Genomic DNA, 24,063 nt, shown 5'->3' with positions numbered 1-24,063 from the left:
TCCGGGCTTTCGTTTCCGTATTTCGTGTTCCCGACTCTATCAGACACTTTCGTGTCCGACTTCCCCGGTCGCCTTCCAGTTCCCCGCTTCCGCGTTTCCCTTTCCAGCGATTCCGACTCTATCAGTGCTTTTCCTTTTCTCTGACCATCGTTCTGCGAACATGCAGAATTCAGATCCGAGATAGGGTCTGGACTTGACAGAAGCTACCGACCTGCGACCCACGTAGGAGGTGGGCGCTGGTGTCAGGCAGGACTACGAGACTACATCGCTCCGGCAGACGAGGCAAATCGTTCCGGTGCACCCCCTAGGTCCGCCAAGCGGTAGCTCTCATGCGGAACCGGGACTTCTCGTGACTTACCCTTCTGAACAGTACGCCGTCCTGGACAGGTAGTGACGGCGGCACACGAATCTCTCCACCCCCTGGGAGGCCCCCATCATGACCAGCGTGACGTCGCCACTTGCCGGACGCGCCATCGGACTCGCCGCAGTCCCCGACCCGGTGTTCTCCGGTGCGATGGTCGGTCCTGGCACCGCTATCGACCCCGTACGTGAGCCGTCGGAGGCCGTGGCCCCCGTTGACGGTGTCATTGTCTCCCTGCATCCGCACGCCTTCGTAGTCGTCGACGCCGACGGACACGGAGTTCTGACGCACCTGGGCATCGACACCGTGCAGCTCAATGGTGAAGGCTTCGAACTGCTCGTGAACAAGGGGGACACGGTGACGCGCGGCCAGGCGGTCGTGCGGTGGAACCCGGCAGCCGTCGAAGAGGCCGGCAAGTCGCCGGTGTGCCCTGTCGTGGCGCTCGAGGCGACGGCCGACTCTCTTGTCGGCCTGGTCGAGGACGGCGACGTGAAGCCCGGCGACGCGCTTTTCAGCTGGCAGTGACGCCGGCGCCGTACTAACGACCGCGGGTACGACATCCACCGCGGTGGACTGGACAAGGTGCCGCCGCAACTATCGGAGACGGTGAAATGGAGACAACGCTGCGAGGCGTCGGCGTGAGCCACGGTGTGGCGATCGGCGAGGTTCGGCACATGGGGACGGCGGTTCTGGAGCCGCCGGCCAAGCAGATTCCCGCGGAGGAGGCGGAGCGCGAACAGGGGCGTGCCCGTCAGGCCGTGGAAGCTGTGGCTGCCGACCTGATTGCGCGCGGCAACCTGGCCGGCGGCGAGGCACAGCATGTGCTCGAGGCGCAGGCCATGATGGCGCAGGATCCCGAGCTCATGGCTGATGTGGACCGTCGCATCGCCGTCGGCAGTACGGCCGAGCGTGGTGTGTACGACGCATTCGCCGCCTACCGGGCTCTGCTGGCGAATGCCGGTGAGTACCTGGCCGGCCGGGTCGCGGACCTGGACGACGTGCGGAATCGTATCGTCGCCCGTCTGCTGGGCGTGCCGATGCCGGGTGTCCCGGACAGCGACGAGCCGTACGTGCTGATCGCGCGGGATCTCGCTCCCGCCGACACGGCGCTGCTGGACCCCACACTGGTGCTCGGCTTCGTGACCGAAGAGGGCGGGCCGACCAGTCACAGCGCGATCCTGGCGCGTGCGCTGGGTGTGCCGGCCGTGGTGGCTCTGCCGGGCGCCGGCGAGCTGGCCGAGGGCACGGTCGTCGCGGTGGACGGCAGTACCGGTGAGATCTTCGTCGATCCGAGTGCGGAGAAGCGTGCCGCACTCGAGGCGGCTGCCGCTGCTCGCAGGGCGGCCTTGTCGGCTTCGACGGGGCCTGGTGCGACGTCCGACGGTCACAAGGTGCCGCTGCTGGCCAACATCGGCGGTCCCGCCGATGTGCCGGCCGCGGTCGAGGCCGGTGCCGAGGGCGTGGGTCTGTTCCGTACGGAGTTCCTCTTCCTCGACGACAGCAAGCAGGCGCCGTCGGAGGAGAAGCAGGTCGAGGCGTACCGCAAGGTTCTCGAGGCGTTCCCCGAGGGGCGTGTGGTCGTGCGGGTGCTGGATGCGGGCGCGGACAAGCCGCTCGACTTCCTGACCCCGGCGGAAGAGCCGAACCCGGCGCTGGGAGTGCGGGGCCTGCGGTCTCTGCTCGACCACCCGGACGTGCTGCGCACGCAGCTGACCGCGCTGGCGAAGGCCGTCGAGGGCCTGCCGGTGTACCTGGAGGTCATGGCACCGATGGTCGCGGACCGTACGGACGCCAAGGCGTTCGCGGACGCGTGCCGTGCGGCCGGGCTGCAGGCGAAGTTCGGCGCGATGGTCGAGATTCCGTCCGCCGCGCTGCGGGCGCGTTCGATTCTTCAGGAAGTCGAGTTCCTTTCACTGGGGACGAACGACCTGGCGCAGTACACCTTCGCCGCTGACCGGCAGGTCGGTGCGGTGTCGCGGCTCCAGGACCCGTGGCAGCCGGCGCTGCTCGACCTGGTGGCGGCCTCGGCCGACGCCGCGAAGGCCGAGGGCAAGAGCTGTGGCGTGTGTGGTGAGGCTGCGGCCGACCCGCTGCTCGCCTGTGTGCTGACCGGTCTGGGTGTGACCTCCCTGTCGATGGGTGCGAAGGCCATTCCCTATGTCCGGGCGACACTGGCGAAGCACACGCTCGCCCAGTGCGAACGTGCCGCTGCTGCTGCGCGTGCCACGGACACCGCCGACGAGGCGCGGGCGGCCGCGCAGGCGGTGCTGTCCGGCGAGTAACCGGACGGTTTCCGTGTGGAACCGAGGGCTCCCGGCCGACATGGCCGGGAGCCCTCGGGCGTATCAGTGGTGGGTGTCGGGTTCTTCGATGTCGAAACCCGGGCAGTACTCGACGCCGGGCTCGGGGGATACGGGATCGCCGGTGCCCGCGTCCGTGCAGTAGGCGCTGAAGACTTCCCCTGCTGTGAGTGCGACCAGTCGGCCCTGGTGGAGCCGCCAGCCGTGAAGCCGGTCGGGTACTCCGGGCTCGGTGGTCCTCAGTACCACTCCCCCGGTGCTTTCCACGGCGATGCCCGCTGCCAGGACCGTCACGAACTCCGCGCCTCCGGCCTCGGTCAGGTGGGCCGGTTCGTCCACGGTGCGCTCCGCGTGGAGCACGGCGAGGAGTTGTTCCTCTTCGGCCGGGACGCTGCAGACGAGGTGATGGCTGCCGGGGCCTGCCTGTTCGAGCAGGCGTGAGACGAGGCGCGAGGCCCGGCCCAGGGCCTCCCGCCCGATGTCCTCGCCGCACTCGGCGCAGTTGCCCAGCCGGGCCAGGAGCAGGGTGGCGTACTCCCACGTGGTCTGTCGGACGGCTTCGTTGATGAGCAGGGGCACGAGGCTGTCGATGGGCTGGCCGGTGTACGGGAGGGAGGCGCCGCAGACCGCGACTTCCGCGGTGAAGCGGGTGCGGCTCTCCGCCGTGTCGGGGTCGATTCCGGCCGCACGGCAGAACTCCAGGAAGTCCTCGGGGTCGAAGAGCGCGACGGTGGTGTGCACTCCTTGCGCCGCGAGGGCGCGTAGCAGGCCTTCGACCTCCTGGAGGTAGGCCGTGTGGTCGTCGAAGACGAAGGTCTCGTAGCCCGTCATGGCCGCGAAGTCCTGCTCGTCGGCCAACAGGCCTACGGTGCTGGGTGTTTCGCGGCGGAGTGCGCGCCGCATGGTCTTGCTCTTGTGGTGCTTCGTGGACTTGGTGTGCGCCATGATTCCCCCTGAGCGCAGTCGATCATTGCTCACTCACCGTAACCGGTGGCACTGACAACGCACGCTCCGTGAGGTGATCACCGGCAGTGCGATGCGGGGCGGGCGGGGCCTTCAGCGACGGGTGCGGGCGAGGGTTTCGTAGAAACGGAGGAGGTCGAGGTTGTCGACCGAGCCCGGGTTGACGGCCTTGGCGAGGGCCGTCCCCTGGAGGAGACGCTTGACGGGCACCTCGATGCGCTTGCCGGTGAGGGTGTGCGGAACGCCGGGAACCTCGATGATCTCGTCGGGGACGTGGCGCGGGGAGAGTTCGGTGCGGATGGCCTGCTTGATACGGGTGCGCAGGGCGTCGTCGAAGGTGGCGCCCTCGGCGAGGTGGACGAAGAGCGGCATCCAGTAGCCGCCGTCGGGCTCTTCGAGGCCGATGACGAGGGACTCCCTGATCTCGGGAAGGCGCTCGACCACCTCGTAGATGTCGGCCGAGCCCATGCGGACGCCCTGGCGGTTGAGGGTGGAGTCGGAGCGGCCGTGGATGATCACCGAGTCGTGGTCGGTGATGGTGATCCAGTCGCCGTGCCGCCACACACCGGGGTAGGTGTCGAAGTAACTGTCGTGGTAGCGGCTGCCGTCGGGATCGTTCCAGAAGTGGATCGGCATGGACGGCATGGGGTTGGTGACGACCAGTTCGCCGACCTCGTTGATGAGCGGCTCGCCCCGGGGGTCCCATGCCTGGAGGTCGGTGCCGAGGCAGGCGGCCTGGAGCTCTCCGATGTGGACGGGGAGGGTGGGGACCGCGCCGGCGAAGCAGCTGCAGACGTCCGTACCGCCGCTGACCGATGCGATCCAGAGGTCGGACGCGACTTCGTCGTGGAGCCAGCGGAAGCCGTCGGGCGGGAGCGGGGATCCGGTGGTGGCCACGCACTTGATGCGGGAGAGGTCGTGCTCGCGTGCGGGGTGGACCTCTGCCTTGGCACAGGCCATGACGTACGCCGCCGAGGTTCCGAAGAGGGTGGCTCCGGTGCGTTCGGCGATGCGCCACTGGGCGTCGGTCCCGGGGTGGCCGGGGCTGCCGTCGTACAGGACGACCGTGGTGCCCGTGAGGAGGCCGGAGACGAGGAAGTTCCACATCATCCAGCCGGTGGAGGTGTACCAGAAGAAGCGGTCCTCGGGACCGAGGTCGCAGTGCAGGCCGATCTGCTTGAAGTGCTCCAGGAGGATGCCGCCCTGGGACTGCACGATGGCCTTCGGCAGGCCCGTGGTTCCCGAGGAGTACAGGACCCACAGGGGGTGCTCGAAGGGGACCTGCTCGAAGACGGGTTCCGTGTCCGAGGAAGTGAGCGCGGCCCAGTCCGTGGCGCCTTCGGGGGCCTCGGTGCCGAGGAGGGGGATGTGGATCACGGCGCGCAGGGTGGAGAGCTCGCGGCGGAGTTCGGCGACGGTGGCCGTGCGGTCGTGCTCCTTGCCGCCGTAGCGGTAGCCGTCGACGGCGAACAGGACGACGGGCTCGACCTGCTGGAAGCGGTCGAGGACGCTGCGGGCGCCGAAGTCGGGGGCGCAGGAGGTCCAGACTCCGCCGACGGCGGCGGTGGCGAGCAGGGCGACGGTGGCCTGGGGGATGTTGGGGAGGTATCCGCTGACGCGGTCTCCCGGGCGTACGCCCAGGGCGCGCAGTTCGGCGGCGAGGGAGCCCACCTGGCGGCGCAGCTCGGACCAGCTCACCGGAGTGGGTTCGTGGGTCTCGTCGACGTGGAGGAGGGCGGGGTCGTCCGCGCGGGAGGGGTCCTCGGCCGTACGGAGGGCGTGTTCCGCGTAGTTGAGGGTGGCTCCCGGGAACCACTGGGCGCCCGGCATGGAGCGGTCGGCGAGGACCGTTTCGTACGGCGTGGAGAAGCGCACGTCGAACCAGTCGGCGACGGCCTTCCAGAAGGTGCCGAGTTCGTCGACGGACCAGCGGTGCAGCGCCGGGTATCCGCCGTCGGCGGGTGCTCCGTACCGTTCGGCCGCCCAGCTCTGGAAGCGGGTGACGGCTGCGGCGGCGATGCGGTCCGCGTCCGGCTGCCAGAGAGGCGCGGTGTTCGCTGCTGAGGACATGGGGCGGCTCCCGGGCTGTACGCGTGGTGTGCGTGTGTCGCGCGCACGTGCGAAGGGTGTGCGCACGAGGCGGCTGAAAAGGACGATGCCACGTGATCGTCTTGCGCACCAGAGCGGGCCTCCCACAGCCGGGCGTCCGGTCATGTGCGCGTACCACGGGTGAACGGCAGTTGAACGCCCCCCGTGCGTCTGCGTCCGGATGGCAGGGTGAGCCGCATGGACGGTCGTGACCTGGTGCGCTCGGTGAAACTGGTCGGCACGGTACAGGGGCTGCGCGTCGCGCGCTCCGCGTGGCGGCGGCGTCGTACGGACGCCTGGGGACTGGAGCCGCGGGGAGCCGAGCGCGCCCGGGTGCCCGGCGCGGTGACCGGTGCGGAGCCGCAGCGGGGCGGCGGGGTGGTCCGTTTCGCCCGCTCGGAGCTGCGGGTGATGGTCGCGGCGGGCGGGGCGGTCTTCTGGGGCTGGGACGGCTCGGATCCGGAGCCCTCGTACGCGCTCGCGGGTACGTGCCCGGAGCCGGACCTCAGGGCGGAGCTGGAGCCCGACAAGGACGGCGGCTGGCAGGTGGTGTCGGAGCGGCTCACGGTCGCCGTTTCGCGGCACGGTGCCGTGGAGGTCCGTACGCCGGGGGGCGTGGTGCTCCGCCGGGAGCTGCCACCGCGCTGGTGGGAACCGGACGCCGCCGGGCCCGCGCGCTGGTTGCAGCGCAGCGAGGTGCCGGCGGACGCGCGGTTCTTCGGTCTCGGCGGGCGGTCTTCGGGGCTCCGGCTGCGGGGCGGCACGTACCGCCTGTGGAACACCGGTCCGGGCGAGAGGCGTGCCCCGGGCGACGAACCGCTCTCCGTCACCATGCCGGTGCAGTTGGTCGTCTCCGACGCGGGAACGCATCTCGTCTTCCACGACAACACGTGGGAGGGCCGGGTGACCCTGCGGGAGGGCGAGGAGGGGGCGGGGTCGGGTCATGACCGGCCGGGGACGAGTGAGCTGCGCATGGACGGCGGGCCGCTGCGCTGCTGGGTCGTGGCCGGTACTCCGGCGCGCGTGCTGCAGGGCTGGGCCGCGCTCACGGGTTCGCCCGCGCTTCCTCCGTCGTGGGGGCTCGGTGCGCAGCACGCATGGTGGGGTCCGGGCGGTGAGGGGGAGGTCCGGCGGGTCGTCGCCGGTTATCAGGAGCGGGGGCTTCCCCTGTCCGTACTGCACCTGGGGCCGGGGGCGGGGCTGGACACGGACCACCGCGACCGGTGTCAGGCCTTCGCCGCTGACCGTGAGCGTCTTCCTGGTCTTTCCCGGCTTGCCGCGGATCTCAGGGCGTCGGGGGTGCGGTTGGTTTCGACGGTCGGTCCCGCCGTCAGGGCTGAGCCCGGCGCCGCGCTGTACGACAGCGGAAAGGCCATGGGGGCGTTCGTACGGGACGCGCGGGGGAACGAGGTGCGCGGGCCGGGCAGGTCCGGGGAGCGTGTCTACCCGGATTTCACCGATCCGCGCGTGCGTGCCTGGTGGGCGTCGCTGTACGAAGAGCTGTCTGCCCGGGGCCTCAGCGGGGTGGGGCACGAGACGAACGAACCGGTGGCCTTCTCTCCCTTCGGTGATCCGTCGTTGCCGCGCTCCGCGCGGCACAGCATGGAGGGCCGCGGTGGCGATCACCGGGAGGCGCGCAATGTCTATGGGCTGGGGATGGCGCGTGCCGGCTACGAAGGACTGCGGAAAGTGCGTTCCGGGGAACGGCCGTTTCTCTTCTCGCGCTCCGGGTGGGCCGGCGTGCAGAGGTACGGCGGCATCTGTTCCGGGGGGACGGAGACGGGCTGGTCCGGCCTGCGTGCCTCGCTCTCCCTTGTGCTCGGCCTCGGGTTGTGCGGGGTGCCGTACTCGGGTTCCGATGCCGGCGGGTTCGACGGCGTGCCCTCTCCCGAGCTGTATCTGCGCTGGTTGCAGCTGAGCGCCCACCTTCCGCTGTTCCGTACACATGCGGCGGCCACCGCGGGCAGCGGGGAGCCCTGGCAGTTCGGTCCGCAGGTGCTCGAGCACGCAAAGGCCGTGTTCGCCGAAAGGGAGCGGCTGCTGCCGTACTTCGTGACGCTGTCCCATCTGGCCCGCCTCACCGGTGCGCCTTATGCGCGTCCCGTGTGGTGGGGTACGCCCGAGGACCGGGCCCTGCGGGAGTGTGAGGATGCTTTTCTTCTCGGGGACTGCCTGCTGGTCGCTCCCGTGCTGGAGCACGGTGCGGACCGCAGAGCGGTGCGGCTGCCGCGCGGGCGGTGGTACGACACGGCGACCGGTGAGGCGTACGAAGGGCAGGGCCAGGTGCTGCTCGACGCGCCCTTGTCGCGCGTCCCTGTGCTGGCGCGGGCCGGCGCCGTGATTCCCGTGCGGGGTGACGACGGCGGGCCGGCGCTCGAGGTGTGGGCACCGGCTGCCGGGCGGACCGGAGGAGGGCTGCTCGTGAGGGACGCGGGTGACGGCTGGGAGCGGGCGGAGGTCGAGCGGTTCACGACGCGGGTGGCCAGGGGCCGTGTGCTGGTGGAGCGGGAAGGCGGCGGGGAAGTGGGGCTTCCGGTGCGGGTGCGGGGCTGTTGAGACGACGTTCCCGGGAACGTTCATTTCGCGTGGCTGTAGCTTACCGCGAACCATCGGTGCACCGCTTCGGTGTGCAGGGGGAAGGCGAGCTCGGCGGGCTCGCGCAGGAGGTGCCAGCCGGTCGTTTCGTCAGTGGGCGCGGACGGCGGCAGGCCGGCGACGTCGCGTTCGGGGAGCAGTCCGAAGAGGAGAAGGTGGCCGGCCGGGGAGCTCAGCGCGTCGGCGAGACGTACTTGCTCCGCCGCGGCTTCGATGCCCGTCTCCTCGCCCAGTTCGCGTACGACGGCCTGCTGCCAGTGCTCTGCGTGGTCGACGAAACCGCCGGGCAGTGCGGTCCCGCCGCGCTGTGGCTCGATGGCACGGGTGATGACGACGAGTCCGCAGCCCTGTGTGTCGCGTGCGGGCAGCAGGGCGACGGCGACGGGCAGGGGGTTGCGGTAGGCCGTGTCGCCGCAGACGGCGCAGGTGCGGGGCCAGTCACCGGCCGGCCGGTACGGCGCTCCGCAACTGGAGCAGTGGGAGTGCCTCACGGGCTTCTTCGCGGGTAGGGACACGCGCGGACTGTATCGGACCACCCTTCCCTCCCGGGCTGTCGACCTGATAGATGGAGGGTCCATGACACGACTTGCTCCCGCGCTGCGCACCCTGGCCGCCGCCGTCGCCCTGCTCGCCGTCACAGCCGCCCCCTCCACGGCGCGGGCCGAACCCGAACCCAAGGCGCCCGGGGAGTTCGTGTCCCTGCGGTCCGTGGACCCGACGATCATTCAGGAGATGCGTTACACCACCGCGCACAATTTCATGGGCGTGCCGGTGGACGGCTACCGCCAGCCGGTCTGCATCCTCACCAGACCTGCCGCGAAGGCCCTGCACGAGGCGCAGACGGAACTGCTGGGCCGCGGCTACTCACTCAAGGTGTACGACTGCTACCGGCCGCAGCGGGCAGTCGACCACTTCGTACGGTGGGCGAAGGATCTTGAGGACGAGACGATGAAGGGGGAGTTCTATCCCCATGTCGACAAGTCACGACTGTTCGCGGACGGCTACATCGCGGAGAAGTCCGGGCACAGCCGGGGCAGCACCGTCGACCTGACGATCGTGAAACTTCCCGCGGAGGCCACCAGGCCGTACGTCCCCGGTGAAGAGCTCGTCCCCTGCTACGCGCCCAAGAATGAGCGCTTCCCGGACAACTCAGTCGACATGGGGACTGGTTTTGACTGCTTCGACACGCTGTCTCACACCGAGGACCCTCGTATCCAGGGCGTACAGCGCGCCAACCGGCAGCTGCTGAAGGGGCTGCTCGGTGAGCTCGGTTTCGTGAATCTCACCGAGGAATGGTGGCACTTCACCTACAAGCCGGAGCCGTTCCCGGACACCTACTTCGACTTCCCGGTCACCCGACGGTCGGTCGCCGGGCACTGACGCGTGGCCTCCCGGCAGGGCCGGGCGACCGGAGCCACCCCCGTGGGTCCCGGCCGTCCGCCCTGTTCTCTCCTTTCGGACGCGGTACAGCCGTATCCGGTTCTCCGCCGGGCCATTACCGTGCGCCCATGGAGCAGCGGACTTTTGATTCGTACGAGGAATTCTGGCCCTACTACGTCGCGATGCACTCCAGGGCCGCGACCCGGTGGGTCCATCTCTCCGGCACCCTCACCGGCCTCGCGGTCAGCGCGTACGGCCTGGCGCGCGGCCGGAAGCGGTATGCCGCCGCGCTGCCGCTCATCGGGTACGGCGCCGCCTGGCCCGCGCACTTCCTGATCGAGAAGAACAATCCAGCCACCTTCGGGCACCCTGTCCGGTCGCTGCGGGGCGACGTCCAGATGATCCGGACGATGCTGGCCGGCCGTGACCGGGAACTCGCGGAGACCGCCGCCAAGTGGCTCACGGAGAACCGCTGATGCCGGGGTCCGCCCTGCCGTCCGGTTCCGGGCGCAACGTTCCCGGGAGCCGTTGCTGTCCATGACCTTGACGCTCCCTCACCACCGGTGAACACTTCCCGTTGTCAGTCGGCGTCGCCGTACGACGGCTCCCGGCAACACGGAAAACGAGTCTGTTCCCGGGGTCCCCCCTGGTGCGGTTCAGGGGCCTCCCCCACGGGCGATTCCACCGGCTCGGCATGCTCGTCACGGACGCCGGACAGGGCACGGCAACCCCTGCCTCCGGCTCACCCGCCATGGGAAACGCACCCTGCACTTCAGGACCGGGGCCCGGCCCCGGGCGAGGGCCTAGGAGCCGCCATGAGCAACGGGGACATCTTTGCCGGTGAGGTCATCGGCACCGCCGTCCTGATCCTCTTCGGCGCCGGTGTGTGCGCCGCCGTCACTCTCCACCACTCCAGGGCGAAGACCTCGGGGTGGATCGTCATCTCCTTCGGGTGGGCATGGCCGTGCTGGCCGGGGCGTACACCGCCGCCCCGCTGTCCGGCGGGCACCTCAACCCCGCTGTGACCGTGGGCATCGCCGTCGACACCGACGAGTGGGGGAAGGTCTGGGTGTACGCGCTCGGGCAGATGACCGGTGCGATGCTCGGAGCCGTACTCGCCTATCTGGCCCACTACGCCCAGTTCGCCGCCAACAAGGACGAAGAGACCGCACTGCCGACGCTGGGCATCTTCTCCACCGTTCCGGAGGCGCGCAGCCCTGTCGCCAACCTCCTCACCGAGATCATCGCGACGGTCGGCCTGGTACTGCCTGGCGTTCGGGATGACCAAGGGGCTCGGGGAGTCCGGCACCCAGGTGCTGATCGTGGCGCTCCTGGTCGTCGGCATCGGTCTCTCGCTCGGCGGCCCCACGGGGTACGCCATCAATCCGGCCCGCGACCTCGGGCCGCGCATCGTCCATGCCGCGCTGCCGATCCCGAACAAGGGCACGTCCGACTGGGGGTGCGCCTGGGTGCCGGTGGCGGGGCCGCTGATCGGCGGGGTGTTGTCGGGCCTCGTCTGCAACGCAGCCTTCTGAGCACTGAGAGCTTTCAGCCGAGTTCGGACGAGGGGACGCCATGACGGAACAGACCGGGCACGCCGAGAAGTACGTCGCCGCAATCGACCAGGGCACCACCTCCAGCCGCTGCATCATCTTCGATCACAGGGGCGCGATCGTCGCCGCCGACCAGCGTGAGCACCGCCAGATCTTCCCCAGGCCGGGGTGGGTGGAACACGACGCGGCCGAGATCTGGTCCAAGGTGCAGGCCGTGGTGGCGGGCGCGCTCGCCAAGGCGGGCCTGCGTGCCGGGCAGCTCAGCGCGCTCGGTATCACCAACCAGCGCGAGACGACGGTGCTGTGGGACCGGGCAACGGGCAAGCCGGTGCACAACGCGATCGTCTGGCAGGACACGCGTACCGCCGCCCTCTGCCACGAACTGGGCGGCGCGGACGGCCAGGACCGCTTCAGGGAAGCGACCGGGCTGCCGCTCGCCAGCTACTTCTCCGGGCCCAAGGCCGCCTGGCTCCTCGACCACGTTCCCGGGCTGCGGACCCGCGCCGAGCGGGGCGACATCGCCTTCGGGACCATCGACTCGTGGCTGATCTGGAATCTCACCGGTGGCACGGACGGCGGCGTACACGTCACGGATGTGACGAACGCCGGGCGCACCATGCTGATGAACCTGCGAACGCTCCAGTGGGACCCGGCGATCCTCTCCGCGATGAACGTTCCCGAGGCCGTACTGCCGGAGATCAGGTCGTCGGCCGAGGTGTACGGGACGGCCGTCGGGCGGCTCGCGGGTGTGCCGGTCGCCTCCGCGCTCGGTGACCAGCAGGCAGCTGTCTTCGGGCAGGCCTGTTACGACGCGGGAACAGCGAAGAACACGTACGGGACAGGCAGTTTCCTGCTCCTCAACACCGGCGGCCGGCCGGTTCCCTCGAAGAACGGCCTGCTCACCACCATGGGTTACAAGATCGGCGACGAGGCGCCGGTCTACTGCCTGGAGGGATCGATCGCGATCACCGGGGCGCTGGTCCAGTGGTTCCGGGACCAGCTGGGGATCATCCGTTCCGCGGACGAGATAGAGACGCTCGCGGGAAGCGTCGACGACAACGGCGGGGCGTACGTCGTGCCGGCCTTCTCGGGGCTGTACGCGCCCCACTGGCGCTCCGACGCACGCGGTGTGATCACCGGCCTCACCAGGTACGTCACCAAGGCGCATCTGGCGCGGGCGGTCCTGGAGGCCACCAGCTGGCAGACCAGGGAGGTCGTCGACGCGATGTACCAGGACTCGGGCGTGGCGATCACGACGCTCAAGGTGGACGGCGGCATGACCGGGAACCATCTGCTGATGCAGCACCAGGCCGATGTCCTGGGTGTTCCTGTCATCCGGCCGAAGGTCTCCGAGACGACCTGCCTGGGCGCGGCGTACGCCGCCGGGCTGGCGACCGGTGTCTGGTCGGGCCTGGACGAGCTGACGTCGCACTGGCAGCGCGACGTCGAGTGGTCGCCGCGCATGGAGGCCCGGGAACGCGACCGGGAGTACCGCAACTGGCGCAAAGCCGTGGAGCGGAGCTTCGGCTGGGACGAGGAGGGCGGCCAGGGCTGACAGAGCCGGTCCGGACCCCGCGACCGCGGTCCGTACCCCTGTCGGCGGGGGTACGGGCCGCTCGGGGCCGCGTAGCACTGCGGACTGCTGCTCTGATCCGTTCCGCGGATCGCTCGGAGTCCGTTCCCGGGAAGGCTCAGGTCGTCGCGGTCTGCCGCCGGTCGGCGGAGCGGGCCAGCGCGTGCTCGACCACCGCGATGAGCACTCCCTTGACGGTCTCCCGGTCCCGCGCGTCGCACAGCAGCAGGGGCACGCCCTCGTCGAGGTCGAGGGCCGTACGCACCGTCTCCGCCGGATAACGGGTGGCGCCGTCGAAGCAGTTGACGGCGACGGCGAAGGGGATGTCCCGACGCTCGAAGTAGTCGATGCCGGCGAAACAGTCCTCCAGGCGGCGGGTGTCGGCGAGCACGACCGCGCCGAGCGCCCCCTGCGCCAGCTCGTCCCAGAGGAACCAGAAACGGTCCTGGCCGGGCGTACCGAAGAGGTAGAGCACCAGGTCTTCGCGGAGCGTGATGCGGCCGAAGTCCATGGCCACAGTGGTGGTCTTCTTGCTCTCGACGCCGGCGGTGTCGTCGACCGGGCGGCCCGCTTCGGTGAGCGCCTCCTCGGTGCGCAGTGGCCTGATCTCGCTGACCGCGCCCACCAGGGTGGTCTTGCCCACCCCGAAGCCACCCGCGACGAGGATCTTGAGCGTCACCGGTTCGACCGGTCGCTTCTTGCGGCTAGAGCGCCCGAAGACCATTGATTACCTCGCGAAGAATGCTCTCGTCCGGCAGCTCCGCCGGCGGTACGGGTCGGGTCACGTGCACCAGCTCTTCCTCGACGAGGTCGCCGACGAGGACTCTGACCACCCCCACGGGGAGGTCGAGGCCCGCGGCGAGCTCGGCGATCGACTGCGGCGTCTCGCTGCAGAGCTCGACGATCTCGACGTGCTCGGGAGCGAGCGTCTGGTCGCGCCCGGGATCGTCGGCCGCGGGCTCGGGAACGACGAGCGCGATCAGGTCGAGCCGGTGCCGGATCGCACTGCTCGTACGGCCACGCGTCATCGCGTACGGGCGCACCACCGGGCCCGCTTCGTCGTCGAACCAGTGCGGCGATCCCTGTCGGCCTGCTTCGCTCATGTCAGCCCACTCACCCTCCGGCGGGCAGACCGGAGCGGGGCGCGGTCGTCAGGTGGGCGCCGACCCGCTTGACCATCAGCGTCATCTCGTACGCGACCTGGCCGACGTCGGAATCGGAGTCCGACAGGACGGCGAGGCAGCTGCCGTCACCCGCAGCGGTGACGAAGAGGAAGGCGTCGTCCAGCTCCACCACGGTCTGCCGGACACGGCCCGCGTCGAAGTGACGGCCGACGCCCTTGGCGAGGCTGTGGAAGCCGGAGGCTACGGCGGCGAGGTGTTCGCCGTCCTCGCGTGTCAGGTCCTTGGAGGCGCCGGTGGGGAGCCCGTCGCTGGAGAGCACCAGGGCCTTGCGGATGCTGCCGACGCGGTCGACGAGTTCGTCGAGGAGCCAGTTGAGCTCCCCCGAGCCCCGGCCCGTGGTGTGGTGTGCTGTGGCGTTCGGTGCGGTCATCGACCGTCCCTCTCTGGTGTCGTTCCTGGTGCCGTCTCGCCAGGGCCCGGCCCGTCCTCGGCGTTCTGCCGACGGCCGCGCTGCCAGCCGCGTTGGAGCGAGGCCATACGGCTGCGCACTTCCTCCGCTTCGCGCTCGGCCTCCTGCGCGGTGGCCGGTGCGTCGGGCGCGGGTTCGGTGCGGTCTGCGACGGCCTCGCGCAACTGCGGGGCGAGGTTGGCCTGGCGGACACGGCGGGGCAGTCCGGCCTGCGGGAGGCCCGGAGCCTGCGGGAGGCCCGGAGCCCTGTCCTCGGTGGACGGTTCCCGTGCGGGCGGTGTGGTGGACGTGATGGGGGCGCGGTCGCGACCGCCGACACGGCGGCCGTGATCGGCGACGAGGGTCGGGGCCTTGCGGAGGGGCAGCGGAACGGGGGCTCCGGGGCGCGCGCTTTCGCCGTTCCCGGGAACGTGGTCGAAGGCCTGCTGGTGCTGTTCACCGGTGGCTTCCCGGGAACGGTCCCGGAAGCGTTCCCCGGAACGACCGCGGAAGCGTTCCCCGGAGCCTTCCCGGGCGCGGAACAGACCGCCGCGCTCGCTCTCCGTGTCCTCGATGTCGGCGACGCTGTCGAGTGAGCCGAGTGAGGCATCCTCGAGGCCCAGTGCCCCCAGAGGCGGTTCGAGTTCGACAGGGCCGTCCAGTATCGCCTGAGCGGCGAGCTCGGCAGGCAGACGCGAGAGCGTCGTCAGGGACTTGCGGCGTCCGTTGTTTCCCGCCGCCGTTCCGGACCCTGCCTCGCCGGCGGAGTGCTTGCGGTCGAGCCGGAAGCCGGTGCCGTTCGTCTCGGGCGCGTCCGTGAGCAGGGCTGCCGGAACGAAGACGACCGCGGTGGTTCCGCCGTACGGCGACTGCTGGAGCGAGACCCGGACGTTCTGGCGCTGGGCGAGCCGGCTGACCACGAAGAGGCCGAGCCGGTCGGTGTCCGACAGCTCGAACTCGGGAGTCTCGGCGAGCCGCAGGTTGGCGTCGAGGAGGGCTTCGGGCGTCATGCCGAGGCCACGGTCGTGGATTTCGAGGGTGAAGCCGTTGGCGACCCGCTCGCCGTGCACCTGCACCGCGGTGTGCGGGGGCGAGAACACCGTGGCGTTCTCCAGGAGTTCGGCGATCAGGTGGGTGAGGTCGGCGACGGCCGGGCCGCCGACACCGATGCGCGCCAGCCGGCGTACCTCGATGCGCTCGTAGTCCTCGACCTCGGCGACGGCGGCCCGTACGACGTCCATGAGCTGGACGGGCTTGCGCCACTGGCGGGACGGGGCCGCGCCCGAGAGGATCACCAGACCCTCCGCGTGGCGGCGCATGCGGGTGGTGAGGTGGTCGAGACGGAAGAGGTCGGCGAGTTCGTCGGTGTCCTCGGTGCGGCGTTCCATGGTGTCGAGGAGCGTGAGCTGGCGGTGGAGCAGAACCTGGTTGCGGCGGGCCAGGTTGACGAAGACCTCGGAGACGCCGCGCCGCATGTCGGCCTGCTTGACGGCCGATTCGACGGCCGCGCGCTGAAGGGTGTTGAGGGCCTGGCCGACCTGGCCGATCTCGTCCTTGTCGTACTCCAGACGCGGTGCCTCGGTCTCCACGTCGACCTCCTCGCCGGCGGCGAGTCTGCGCATGACGCTGGGCAGCCGTACACCGGAGACCTCGTGGGCCTCCCTGCGGAGGCGGGAGAGGTCGCGGACGAGGCCGCGGCCGATCCGTACGGACAGGACCAGCGAGACGATCAGGGCGACGAAGCCGAGCACGCCGGCGGCGCCCGCTTTGACGAAGACACCGAAAGCCACCGGGTCGACACGGTCCTGATAACGGTCGCCCGCCTCCTTGTCCTCACGGGTGAAGTGGTCGAGTACGCCGGTCGCGGCCTCGTTCCAGCTCTTCGCGGTGACGGCGCGCGGGCCCTTGGTGACACCCTCGGTGATGAGGTGTTCTTCGGCGGTACGGAGGGCCTCGGTGGCCGGGCTGTCCCAGTAGTCCGCGAAGGCCTCGCGCTCGGTCGCGGGGAGGAGTTCGAGGTTGACGTCGTACAGCAGTTCACGGTTCGCGGCCAGGGCCGAGATCTCGCGCAGCTCGGGCGGGTCGAACCGGCGGGCGACGAGGCCGGATGCGACGAGGGCGTCCTCGCGGGAGAGCATCTCGTGCGCGCGGGCGACGCCGACCAGGGCACGGCCCTGTTTGTCCAGCTCCACGTCTTCGAGGACGTGGAGGGCGGTGAGGAAGGAGTAGCAGGGATCGACGAGCCGGTTGTAGCGGTCGAGGGCCTCGCGTCTGGTGACGGTGCTGTTCTCGACGGAGCGGCGCAGCGTCTCGATGTCCGCGAAGGCCCTGAGGAGGGAGGTCAGGCGCTTGGACGCCGAGGGCCGCATGTCGTCGCGCACTTCGGGGTTCTGTGCCTGGGCCCTGATCTTCGCGACGGACTCGTCGGTGGTCTCGCGCTCACGGCGGAGGGCGGCGAGGGCGTCGGAGGCCCGGGGGTCCGCCAGATAGATCAGCGTCTGCCGCCGTTCCTGCTGGATCACCCTGACCGCGTCCTCGACGGGTCGGCCCACCTGCTCGACGGTGTGGGCCATCTCCAGCATCCGGCCTGCCTCGCGACCGGTGATCACGGTGGCGAATCCCCAGAGCGAGGTGAGGGACACGAGCGGCACCAGCAGCAACGCCACGATCTTCCTGCGGATGGACTTCCCGCGAAAGCGCATGGCCTCCCCCAGCTCGCCCCCGCCGGGCAGGGGGGTGTTCCGTCAATAAACGGCGTGAGCCTACTACTCTCACTCGCGCAACTCGAAGGCACGTCCGGGCGATTTTCGGCCGCTCCAAGGGGAGTTGATCACGAGTTGTCACGCAATTCCGGGAGCTGGCAGGCGCTGTTGTGGCGAAGGACACGCGTACGTACGGTTCCCACCCCGCCCGGGCAGATGGCTGGAATTCTACGTTCCGCGGGGATCTTCGAGGTGTGCCGTTCGTCCTGCTGTACGAGGGGCGGACCGGACGCGGCCATACATGCCACCTTCGGTTCGGGGTAACGGCGTAAAGGGGCGCAAGGCGGGCAGCCACTCGTGAAAGCGGGCGTCGCGCGCCCGAGTTGAGTGCACGCCAGGCGGTGGTGGGGAGTGAAGGTCCGATGGATACGGAAGAGCGCCGTACGGCGTCCAGGGCGTCTGCGGCGCCCGTGACGTTCGAGGTCGCCGAGGATTTCCCGGAGCCCGAAGCGGCCGGAGCTCAACGGCGGTTGTGGGTGGACGAGCCCGCGGTACGGCCGCGGCTGCCCGATCCGGTCCGTACAGCCGCCGTCCGCTCCGTCCTCATCACGTCCCTGACGCTGATCCAGGCGATGGTGGCCTATTTGTCCACGCTCGCGGGGTCGTGGCTGGCGTTTCCGATGGTGCTGAGCAGCGTGGGCAGCACCGTGGTCGCCACCTGGGGCGTCCTGGACGTATGGGTCACCCGACAGGTGTGGAACCAGCGCCACGGCGTGGTCTCGGTCCCGAGCAGTACGGCGCGCCGGCTGCGACGCGAGCGGCGGAAAGCCCGCCGGACGGCCCGCAGGTCCGCGCGGACACAGCAACGGGAGGAGCGGACCCGGCGGGGAGCGGGCCGGCTCTCCCAGGCCTGAACCCCGGGCAGGACCGGGCGGGACCCGGCAGGACCGGGATGCCTGGGGACCGGAGCCGCGCCGAGCCCGCCCCTCGCGGACGTCGCCGCTACTCGGCCCGCTCCGGCGTGCGCTTGAACATCCGCGTCGCCGTGATCTCGCCGTGCACCGTCTCGCCGTCCGGGTCCTGCTGCGGCAGGCCCGGCCTCAAGTGCTCCTCCACGCTGATGTACTTCAGCCCCGCCCTGAGGTCGGCGTCGTTGCGCAACCGGATGACCAGGGGGAACTCGGCGAGCGCGGTCGTGTCGAACAGCCCGGTCGTGTAGAGCAGCTGGACGCCGAGCGCGTCGGACACCGCCCGCTGGAGCTCCAGCAGGTAGGTGGCGTTGGCGCGGCCGATGGGATTGTCGAGGAACAGCGTCCCCGCGTGCCGGTGCTTGTCACGGCCCCGGTCGTTGCTGCGCAGCGCGGCCATCGTGCAGTAGAGCGCGATCGCGGCCGTCAGCAGCTGGCCGCCCGAGAAGACGTCGCCCATCTGCCCGACCGGCACCCGCTCGGCGCGCAGCACGGCGTCCGGCTTGAGGATCTCGACCGAGACGCCCTTCGGCTGGAGCGCGGCCTGAACACCCCGCAGCAGGAGTGACATTCCGTCCCTGCGCAGGTCCGAGTTCTTCTTGACGGCCGCGCTGGTCGCCTCGTCGATGACCTCGCCGAGCCGCTCGGTGAGCGTCACCTGGTCCGGCTCCTCGAAGCGGATCCGCAGGAACTCCTGGCCGGACCACTCGCCGAGGCCTTCCGGCAGCTGGGAGAGGCGCTGGGCCGAGCGGAGTGTCGCCAGGGCCGACTCCACGAGGCCCCGGAGCCGGTCGACGATGCTGTCGCGGTTGCGCTCCAACTGCTCCAGCTCGTCGGTCAGTACGCGCAGCCGGGGCGCGAACGCCGCCGCCCACGCCGCGGCGTGCTCGGGCAGCGCGGCGGCCGGCAGCTCGCGGATCTGCTGGCGCGCGGGGGTGCGTACCTGCTCGTACCGCGTGGAGTTGGCATGCCGTACGAGCACGTCGCTCGCCTCGCGCACCGATGCCTCGGCGGCGGACAGGTCGGCCGAGCAGCCGCGCAGCGAACGGCGGGACTCGGCGGCCGACTGCCGGGCCTCCTCCAGACTGCCCGGGTAGGGGTCGGGTCCCTCGGCGGCCTCGTCCTCCTGGTGGTAGTCCCTGAGCAGGTCGCGCAGCAGCGCCGCCGTCTCGTCGAAACCGCCCGCCGCGTCCTCGGCCGCGCGGTGCGCCCGCAGCAGTTCGGCGTGGGCCGCGCGGGCCGAGTCCAGGGCGTCGGTGCGGGAGGCGAGTTCGGAGGTGGCGGTGCGCAGCAGCGCCTGCGCGTGCTCCGCGTCGGCGGGCACGAGGTCGTCGGGCAGTTCGGTGTGCGCCGTGCCGTCCTGGGGGGCGAGGCGCTCGGCCTCACCGCGGAGCCTGCCGAGCTGCTCGCTCGCGGCGGACGCCCTCGACTCCAGCATCTGTACGAGGGATTCGGCGCGGGCGACTGCGGCCTGGCGGGACGGGCCGTCGGCGCCGTCCGTGCCCTCCAGCATCAGGGCGGCCCTGGTGCGGACCTTGTTGGAGAGCCGGTTGAGCTCGGCGAGGGCGGCGCTCTCCTCGCTCTCCGCCCTGGCCTGCTCGGCGCGCAGATCGGCGCCGACACCGACCTTCTCGTACAGCTGGGACGCGGCACGGTACGCCTCGCGCAGCGCGGGCAGCGCGATACGCGGTGCGTCCTGGTCCGGCTCCGGCGACGTCTCGGGAGCGCCGGCGATCTCGGCCCGCTCGGCGCGCAGCGTGCGCGCGGTCCGGTGGGCGTCGTCGGCGGCGCGCTGGGCGGCGCGGCGGTCCTCGTCGGCCGCCTTGGCGCGCTCCAGGCAGACCGCGGCACTGGCCTCCAGCTCCGCGGCCTCCTCGGTCAGCTCGCGCACCTTGACCTGCCAGCCGGCGCGCTCCCGCAGGCGGTACGCGAGGCCCGCGAGGGCGTCGGCGACGCGGCGGGCGCGCTGGGCGGCGTCCTGCCGTTCGTCCCTGACGCGCGCGGCCTCGGCCGCGGCCTCGTCGGCCTCGGCGCGGACCGTACGGGCCTCGGCGAGCGCGGCTTCCGCGGTCTCGGCCGCTTCGCCCGCCCTCCTGGCCGCCTCCGCCAGCTCGGCGAGCATCCCGGGCGGGCAGTCGGCGCGCCAGGAACCGAGGCGGGCCGCGAGCGTACGGTCGCCGGTCAGCCGGGCGGCGAGCCCGCGGATCTCCTCGTCGCGGGCGGATGCCCTGGCCCGCAGCGCCTGGCGCTCCTCGTCGGCCGCGTGTTCGTCGTGCATCGCCGGGTTCGGCGGTACGAGGAAGACGTCGGCGCGGCCCGACGGGGCGGCACCGGGGGCGGGTACGGGCGCCAGGAGCGCGGCGGCGGTGCCGACGGCGACCGCCGAGCGGGGCAGCAGCGCGGCGCCGACGAGGGCTTCCCGGGCCCTGACGTGCGCCTCGGGGTCGGTGATGACGACGCCGTCGACCAGCTCGGGCCGGGCCGCGAGCACGGCGGCGTGGTCGGCGGGGTCGACGGCCTGCGCCAGGTAGCGCCAGCCCGGCAGGGCGGGGATGCCGTGCTCGCCGAGGAACTCGACGGTGGCCAGGACGTCGGGGCCGGGGGGCAGCAGCCCTCCGTCGCCGAGTGCCCCGAGGATGCGCGCGTCGTCGGCGGCGGCGGTACGCAGCTCGAAGAGCTGCCGCTCGGCGGAGGTGATGCTCTGGTCGAGCAGAGTGAGGAGGTCCTCGGCGTTACGGTCCAGCTCCTCGACCGTGAGCGGGCCCTCGGCGGCGCGGCGGGGGACGCGGACGGACCGGGACTGCGCGGATGCGGACGCGGCGGGCCGGCCGAACGCGTCCGTGCGGGCGTCGGCGTCGCTGTCCGCCGGGCTCGTGCCGTCGGCGGTTGCGGGGGCCGTGCCGTCCGGGCCTGGCGCCGCAGTGGCGGCGGTGCCGTCCGGCGGTGTTCCGGCCGTGCCCCGGCGGGGCTGCGGTACGGCGGCGGCCGGATGGGACGCCGGCAGGCTGAGCAGCTCCGCCAGGCGGTCCTCCGCCGCCAGCGACTGCGCCGCGCGGCGCTCGGCTTCGTACGCGTGCTGCGCGCCCTGCGCGGCGTCCGCCGCGCGGGCCGCCGCCAGTTCGGCGCGGGCCTCCGCGCCGGCGGCCTCCTTCGCCTGCTCCCCCGTCGCACGGGCCGTTTCACGGGCCGTGTCCCAGGCGGCGACCGCCGCCTTCTCCGCGTCGGTGGCGGCCAGCGCCGCCCGCGCCGGGTCGGCGTCCGGAGCCGTGTCGTCGAGCCAGCCGGCGCGTACCGCTTCCGCCGTCTCCTGTTCGACCTCGGCGAGGCGCTGGCGCAGGTGCCCGGCCTCGCTGCGGGCGCGCTGCGCCTGGGTGGCGGCCGTGGTGGCGTCGCGGTGCGCCGCCTCGCCCGCCTCCTGGAGGGCGGCCGAGCGCTCTTCCTCCTCGGCGGCCACGCGTTCCCCGTCCTCGGCCGCCGCGTGCAGGGCCCGTACGAGCTCGCCCGCGGCCGTGGCACGGGCCGCCAGCGCCGGGGCGGCGTCCCGCTCGGCCTCGCGGATGGCGACGGCCACGCGCGCGGAGCGGTCCGCGGCGGCGCGGTGGCGCAGTACGGCCTCGGCGGCCTGCCAGGCGGCGTGCAGCGTACGGGCGTCGGCCAGCTCGCGGCGCTGCGCGCCCGCCGCCTTCTCCGCGGCGGTGAGGGCCAGCGAGGCGTGCCGGTAGGCCAGCTCGCTGGCGATGAGGGAGCTGCGGCTGCGGGCCTGCTCGGCCTCGGTGACGGTGTGCGCGGCGGCGGTGACCTGCTGGGCGAGTTCGGCGGTCCGGCCGCGCTCCTCGGCGGCGCGCGCGGAGAGCCTTCGGGCGAGCGTACGGGTCCTCCGCTCGGCGCCCGCGTGGACGTCGCGGGCGCGCACGCGCGTCCCGGCCGCCTCGACGATGCGTCCGAGCAGGTCGACGGAGCCCGCCGTGAAGTCCCGCTCGGCGGTGAGCTCGGCCCGGCGGCCGAGCTTGTTGCCGAAGCCGTGGACGAGGTCGGCGAGGCCGTCGGTGTCCCTGGTGTCGGTGACGGCACGCAGCAGCAGGTCGGTGAAGTCGGAGTCCTTCTTGACCGCGAAGAGGCCGGCCGCCTCGCCCTCGTCCGCGTTCATCTCTCGCTGGTAGCGGAAGAGCTCGGGGTCGAGGCCGAGGTCTCCGAGGTGCTCGTTCCAGCGGTCGTGGATCTCTTCCCAGTGGATGTCGAGGTGCGGGTACACCTTGCCCGCTTCGGTGATCGCGTCACGGAAGCCCTTCATGGTGCGGCGGCGGCCCTTCGCGCCCGAAGCGCCCTCGCCGGGCGTGCGGACGGCGGTGGACTCGGCGACCGGCAGCGAGTCGAGGCTGAGACCGGGGCCGGGGCGGAAGGAGTACCAGGCCTCCGCGAACCTCCGTGGGTCGTTGGACACCTGCCGCCCGCGCCACTCGCTCACCTTGCCGACGACCACGCACTCACCGGTGAGCGTGTGCTGCCACTCCAGTGCCACGTGCCCGCAGTCGTCGGCGAGCAGGAACTTGCGCAGCACGCCGGAACTCGCGCCGCCGAGCGTATTGCGGTGGCCCGGCAGCATCACCGAGAAGATCAGCTTGAGCAGGACGGACTTGCCGCCGCCGTTCTCCAGGAAGAGCACGCCGGCGGGCGCGGGCCTGCGCGGCGGGCCGACCGGGTCCTCCTCGAAGAACTCCGCCTGGGTGGGGGCGGGGTGGGGGACGGGCTTGCCGACTCCGCGCAGGTCAAGCACGGTGTCGGCGTAGCGCGCACCGGCGGGCCCGATGGAGTAGAGGCGGACCCGGGACAACTCGTACATGGCGGCGGACTCTCGTCGTAAGTCGTGAAGCGGCAGGTGTGCGATGACCGGCCGGCCGGAGACCGGCCGGGACCGGCTGGATCAGGCGTGGAAGGGGAGCCCTGCCTCGGCGGTCAGTTCGAGGTCGTCGGCGTCCGGCGGCGGCACGAGCGTCGCGCTGCCGTCGGTCACCGGCACCACGCCCAGTTCCAGCAGCTCGGCCATGGCGGCACTGCCCGCCATGTCGCGGACCTGCAGCTGGTAACGGGCGGTGGTGCGGTACGCCCCTCCGGCGTCGTCACCCGTGCGGTGCAGGAAGCCGGAGTCGGTGAGGAAGGCAACGGCCTTGCCGACGATGCCGGTGGTGGAGCCGGCCAGTCGCCGCGCGTCCTTGGTGGCGCCGGTCGCGCTGCGACGGGCGTATATCCGCCAGGCCGCTTCGAGGCCGGGGGCGTCGGTGGCCGGGTCGGTGTTGTCGCCCTCGGCGTCGGCGCGGTCCTCGAGACGGCGGCAGGCCTGCCGTACGAAGGCGTCGACGCCGTTGACCGTGATGCGGCCGATGTAGTGGTCGTCGGCGAGGTCTTCGGGGCGGGGGAACGCCAGCGCGGCGACAGCCAGGTGGGCGAGGCCGTGCAGGAACCGGTCGGCGGAGTCGGCGGAGGCACGCCGGGCGTAGTCGCCCATGCGTACGGCGAAGACGGAGTCCTCTCCGGCGGAGACCGCCATGCCGGCGCGTGTGGAGACTTCGAGGACGACGAGCCCGAGCCCGGTCGCGACGGCGTCGGCCAGCCGGGCGAAGGCGGGCTCCTCGCGGTAGCGGCGGAGGAGGTCGGCGTACTCGATGTCGCGGGCGGGCAGCAGCTTGGGCTGCAGCCCGAAGGACACGAGCCGGGCGGCGTCGGCGGCGTCGGCGGGCGTGACCGCGCCGTTCGCGACGGGCGGGGGAGGTGAAGGAGCGGTCGCGAACGTCTCGGCAGGCTCGGCGGCGGTGGCCGCGTCGTCCGCGTCACCGACGGGTCGCTCCCTCCACGCGTCGGCGTGCTCTGCGTGGTGGTCACTCACGGCTGCTGCTCCTCGGTACGGAAATTCTCGGTTTCGGGTACGGACGGGGTGGCGCGCCCGGCGCCCGGGGTACCCGGGCCTGCGGCAGCGACGGCACGGTCACCGGGCGGCGCCTGCCGGTACGGCG

At 71.6% G+C, this 24,063-nt stretch carries 16 protein-coding genes and 1 pseudogene; 8 read left to right on the top strand and 9 right to left on the bottom strand.

Features of this window, described 5'->3' with window-relative positions; genetic code table 11:
* Positions 1-436 precede the first annotated feature (436 nt).
* Together ABD374_RS02820 and ptsP are read left to right on the top strand one after the other, a co-directional pair.
* Positions 437-886, top strand: coding sequence for a PTS sugar transporter subunit IIA (locus ABD374_RS02820; RefSeq protein WP_344490018.1), 450 nt, complete (start codon positions 437-439; stop codon positions 884-886).
* 86 nt (positions 887-972) lie between these two features.
* A complete protein-coding gene (ptsP, locus tag ABD374_RS02815) occupies positions 973-2,643 on the top strand; it encodes a phosphoenolpyruvate--protein phosphotransferase (RefSeq protein WP_344490015.1) in 1,671 nt (556 codons plus the stop codon).
* Between the two features lie 63 nt (positions 2,644-2,706).
* On the opposite strand, the gene ABD374_RS02810 is transcribed toward ptsP, so the two are convergent.
* Positions 2,707-3,606 carry a hypothetical protein gene (locus ABD374_RS02810; protein ID WP_344490012.1) on the bottom strand — a complete coding sequence of 300 codons (900 nt, stop codon included), beginning with the start codon at positions 3,604-3,606 and terminating at the stop codon, positions 2,707-2,709.
* Between the two features lie 111 nt (positions 3,607-3,717).
* The gene (locus ABD374_RS02805; protein ID WP_344490009.1) at positions 3,718-5,694 is read right to left on the bottom strand and encodes an acetoacetate--CoA ligase; all 1,977 of its coding nucleotides are present in this window, start codon (positions 5,692-5,694) and stop codon (positions 3,718-3,720) included.
* A gap of 216 nt (positions 5,695-5,910) precedes the next feature.
* On the opposite strand from ABD374_RS02805, the gene ABD374_RS02800 reads away from it, so the two are divergent.
* On the top strand, positions 5,911-8,268 hold the full coding sequence (locus ABD374_RS02800; RefSeq protein WP_344490006.1) for a glycoside hydrolase family 31 protein: 2,358 nt from the start codon (positions 5,911-5,913) through the stop codon (positions 8,266-8,268).
* Between the two features lie 20 nt (positions 8,269-8,288).
* Here ABD374_RS02800 and ABD374_RS02795 read toward each other — a convergent pair whose 3' ends face one another.
* Complete coding sequence (locus ABD374_RS02795; protein WP_425577114.1) at positions 8,289-8,885, bottom strand: NUDIX domain-containing protein; 597 nt, start codon at positions 8,883-8,885, stop codon at positions 8,289-8,291.
* On the opposite strand from ABD374_RS02795, the gene ABD374_RS02790 reads away from it, so the two are divergent.
* From ABD374_RS02790 to glpK, 4 genes and pseudogenes are all read left to right on the top strand, one after another.
* On the top strand, positions 8,884-9,687 hold the full coding sequence (locus ABD374_RS02790) for a M15 family metallopeptidase (protein ID WP_344490000.1): 804 nt from the start codon (positions 8,884-8,886) through the stop codon (positions 9,685-9,687). The two genes, ABD374_RS02795 and ABD374_RS02790, sit on opposite strands and share 2 nt — an antisense overlap.
* Positions 9,688-9,815: 128 nt before the next feature.
* On the top strand, positions 9,816-10,163 hold the full coding sequence (locus ABD374_RS02785) for an Mpo1-like protein (protein WP_344489998.1): 348 nt from the start codon (positions 9,816-9,818) through the stop codon (positions 10,161-10,163).
* A gap of 339 nt (positions 10,164-10,502) precedes the next feature.
* Positions 10,503-11,222 (top strand): annotated as a pseudogene (locus ABD374_RS02780) (MIP/aquaporin family protein).
* A gap of 40 nt (positions 11,223-11,262) precedes the next feature.
* The gene (glpK, locus tag ABD374_RS02775) at positions 11,263-12,795 is read left to right on the top strand and encodes a glycerol kinase GlpK (protein WP_344489995.1); all 1,533 of its coding nucleotides are present in this window, start codon (positions 11,263-11,265) and stop codon (positions 12,793-12,795) included.
* Positions 12,796-12,931: 136 nt separating this feature from the next.
* On the opposite strand, the gene ABD374_RS02770 is transcribed toward glpK, so the two are convergent.
* From ABD374_RS02770 to ABD374_RS02755, 4 genes are read right to left on the bottom strand one after another with little or no spacing between them, the layout of a single operon-like run.
* Complete coding sequence (locus ABD374_RS02770) at positions 12,932-13,537, bottom strand: GTP-binding protein (RefSeq protein WP_344489992.1); 606 nt, start codon at positions 13,535-13,537, stop codon at positions 12,932-12,934.
* Complete coding sequence (locus ABD374_RS02765) at positions 13,518-13,916, bottom strand: DUF742 domain-containing protein (RefSeq protein ID WP_344489989.1); 399 nt, start codon at positions 13,914-13,916, stop codon at positions 13,518-13,520. The genes ABD374_RS02770 and ABD374_RS02765 overlap by 20 nt, the downstream gene beginning before the upstream one ends.
* Positions 13,917-13,926: 10 nt before the next feature.
* Positions 13,927-14,367 carry a roadblock/LC7 domain-containing protein gene (locus ABD374_RS02760; protein WP_344489986.1) on the bottom strand — a complete coding sequence of 147 codons (441 nt, stop codon included), beginning with the start codon at positions 14,365-14,367 and terminating at the stop codon, positions 13,927-13,929.
* Positions 14,364-17,087, bottom strand: a complete 2,724-nt coding sequence (locus ABD374_RS02755) for a sensor histidine kinase (protein ID WP_344489983.1) — start codon at positions 17,085-17,087, stop codon at positions 14,364-14,366. Before ABD374_RS02755 ends, ABD374_RS02760 begins: the two co-directional genes overlap by 4 nt.
* A gap of 422 nt (positions 17,088-17,509) precedes the next feature.
* Here ABD374_RS02755 and ABD374_RS02750 point away from each other — a divergent pair, with 422 nt between their 5' ends.
* Complete coding sequence (locus ABD374_RS02750) at positions 17,510-18,001, top strand: hypothetical protein (protein ID WP_344489980.1); 492 nt, start codon at positions 17,510-17,512, stop codon at positions 17,999-18,001.
* 88 nt (positions 18,002-18,089) lie between these two features.
* On the opposite strand, the gene ABD374_RS02745 is transcribed toward ABD374_RS02750, so the two are convergent.
* Both ABD374_RS02745 and ABD374_RS02740 read right to left on the bottom strand, forming a co-directional pair.
* Entirely contained in the window at positions 18,090-22,895 is a 4,806-nt protein-coding gene (locus tag ABD374_RS02745) for a hypothetical protein (protein WP_344489977.1), read from the bottom strand.
* An 81-nt stretch (positions 22,896-22,976) separates the two neighbouring features.
* Entirely contained in the window at positions 22,977-23,936 is a 960-nt protein-coding gene (locus ABD374_RS02740; protein ID WP_344489974.1) for a hypothetical protein, read from the bottom strand.
* Positions 23,937-24,063: the final 127 nt, after the last annotated feature.

Origin of the sequence: Streptomyces enissocaesilis (genome assembly GCF_039533765.1) — a bacterium.
Taxonomy (GTDB): Bacteria; Actinomycetota; Actinomycetes; order Streptomycetales; family Streptomycetaceae; genus Streptomyces; species Streptomyces enissocaesilis.
Note: the sequence above shows the minus strand (reverse complement) of the source record. Positions and strands in the feature narration are given on the sequence as shown.

Bases quoted from the DNA above. Each gene is read 5' to 3' on its own strand.
- ABD374_RS02820 (WP_344490018.1), top strand. From the start codon at position 437: ATGACCAGCGTGACGTCGCCACTTGCCGGACGCGCCATCGGACTCGCC.
- ptsP (WP_344490015.1), top strand. From the start codon at position 973: ATGGAGACAACGCTGCGAGGCGTCGGCGTGAGCCACGGTGTGGCGATC.
- ABD374_RS02810 (WP_344490012.1), bottom strand. From the start codon at position 3,606: ATGGCGCACACCAAGTCCACGAAGCACCACAAGAGCAAGACCATGCGG.
- ABD374_RS02805 (WP_344490009.1), bottom strand. From the start codon at position 5,694: ATGTCCTCAGCAGCGAACACCGCGCCTCTCTGGCAGCCGGACGCGGAC.
- ABD374_RS02800 (WP_344490006.1), top strand. From the start codon at position 5,911: ATGGACGGTCGTGACCTGGTGCGCTCGGTGAAACTGGTCGGCACGGTA.
- ABD374_RS02790 (WP_344490000.1), top strand. From the start codon at position 8,884: ATGACACGACTTGCTCCCGCGCTGCGCACCCTGGCCGCCGCCGTCGCC.
- ABD374_RS02795 (WP_425577114.1), bottom strand. From the start codon at position 8,885: ATGGACCCTCCATCTATCAGGTCGACAGCCCGGGAGGGAAGGGTGGTC.
- ABD374_RS02785 (WP_344489998.1), top strand. From the start codon at position 9,816: ATGGAGCAGCGGACTTTTGATTCGTACGAGGAATTCTGGCCCTACTAC.
- glpK (WP_344489995.1), top strand. From the start codon at position 11,263: ATGACGGAACAGACCGGGCACGCCGAGAAGTACGTCGCCGCAATCGAC.
- ABD374_RS02770 (WP_344489992.1), bottom strand. From the start codon at position 13,537: ATGGTCTTCGGGCGCTCTAGCCGCAAGAAGCGACCGGTCGAACCGGTG.
- ABD374_RS02765 (WP_344489989.1), bottom strand. From the start codon at position 13,916: ATGAGCGAAGCAGGCCGACAGGGATCGCCGCACTGGTTCGACGACGAA.
- ABD374_RS02760 (WP_344489986.1), bottom strand. From the start codon at position 14,367: ATGACCGCACCGAACGCCACAGCACACCACACCACGGGCCGGGGCTCG.
- ABD374_RS02755 (WP_344489983.1), bottom strand. From the start codon at position 17,087: ATGCGCTTTCGCGGGAAGTCCATCCGCAGGAAGATCGTGGCGTTGCTG.
- ABD374_RS02750 (WP_344489980.1), top strand. From the start codon at position 17,510: ATGGATACGGAAGAGCGCCGTACGGCGTCCAGGGCGTCTGCGGCGCCC.
- ABD374_RS02745 (WP_344489977.1), bottom strand. From the start codon at position 22,895: ATGTACGAGTTGTCCCGGGTCCGCCTCTACTCCATCGGGCCCGCCGGT.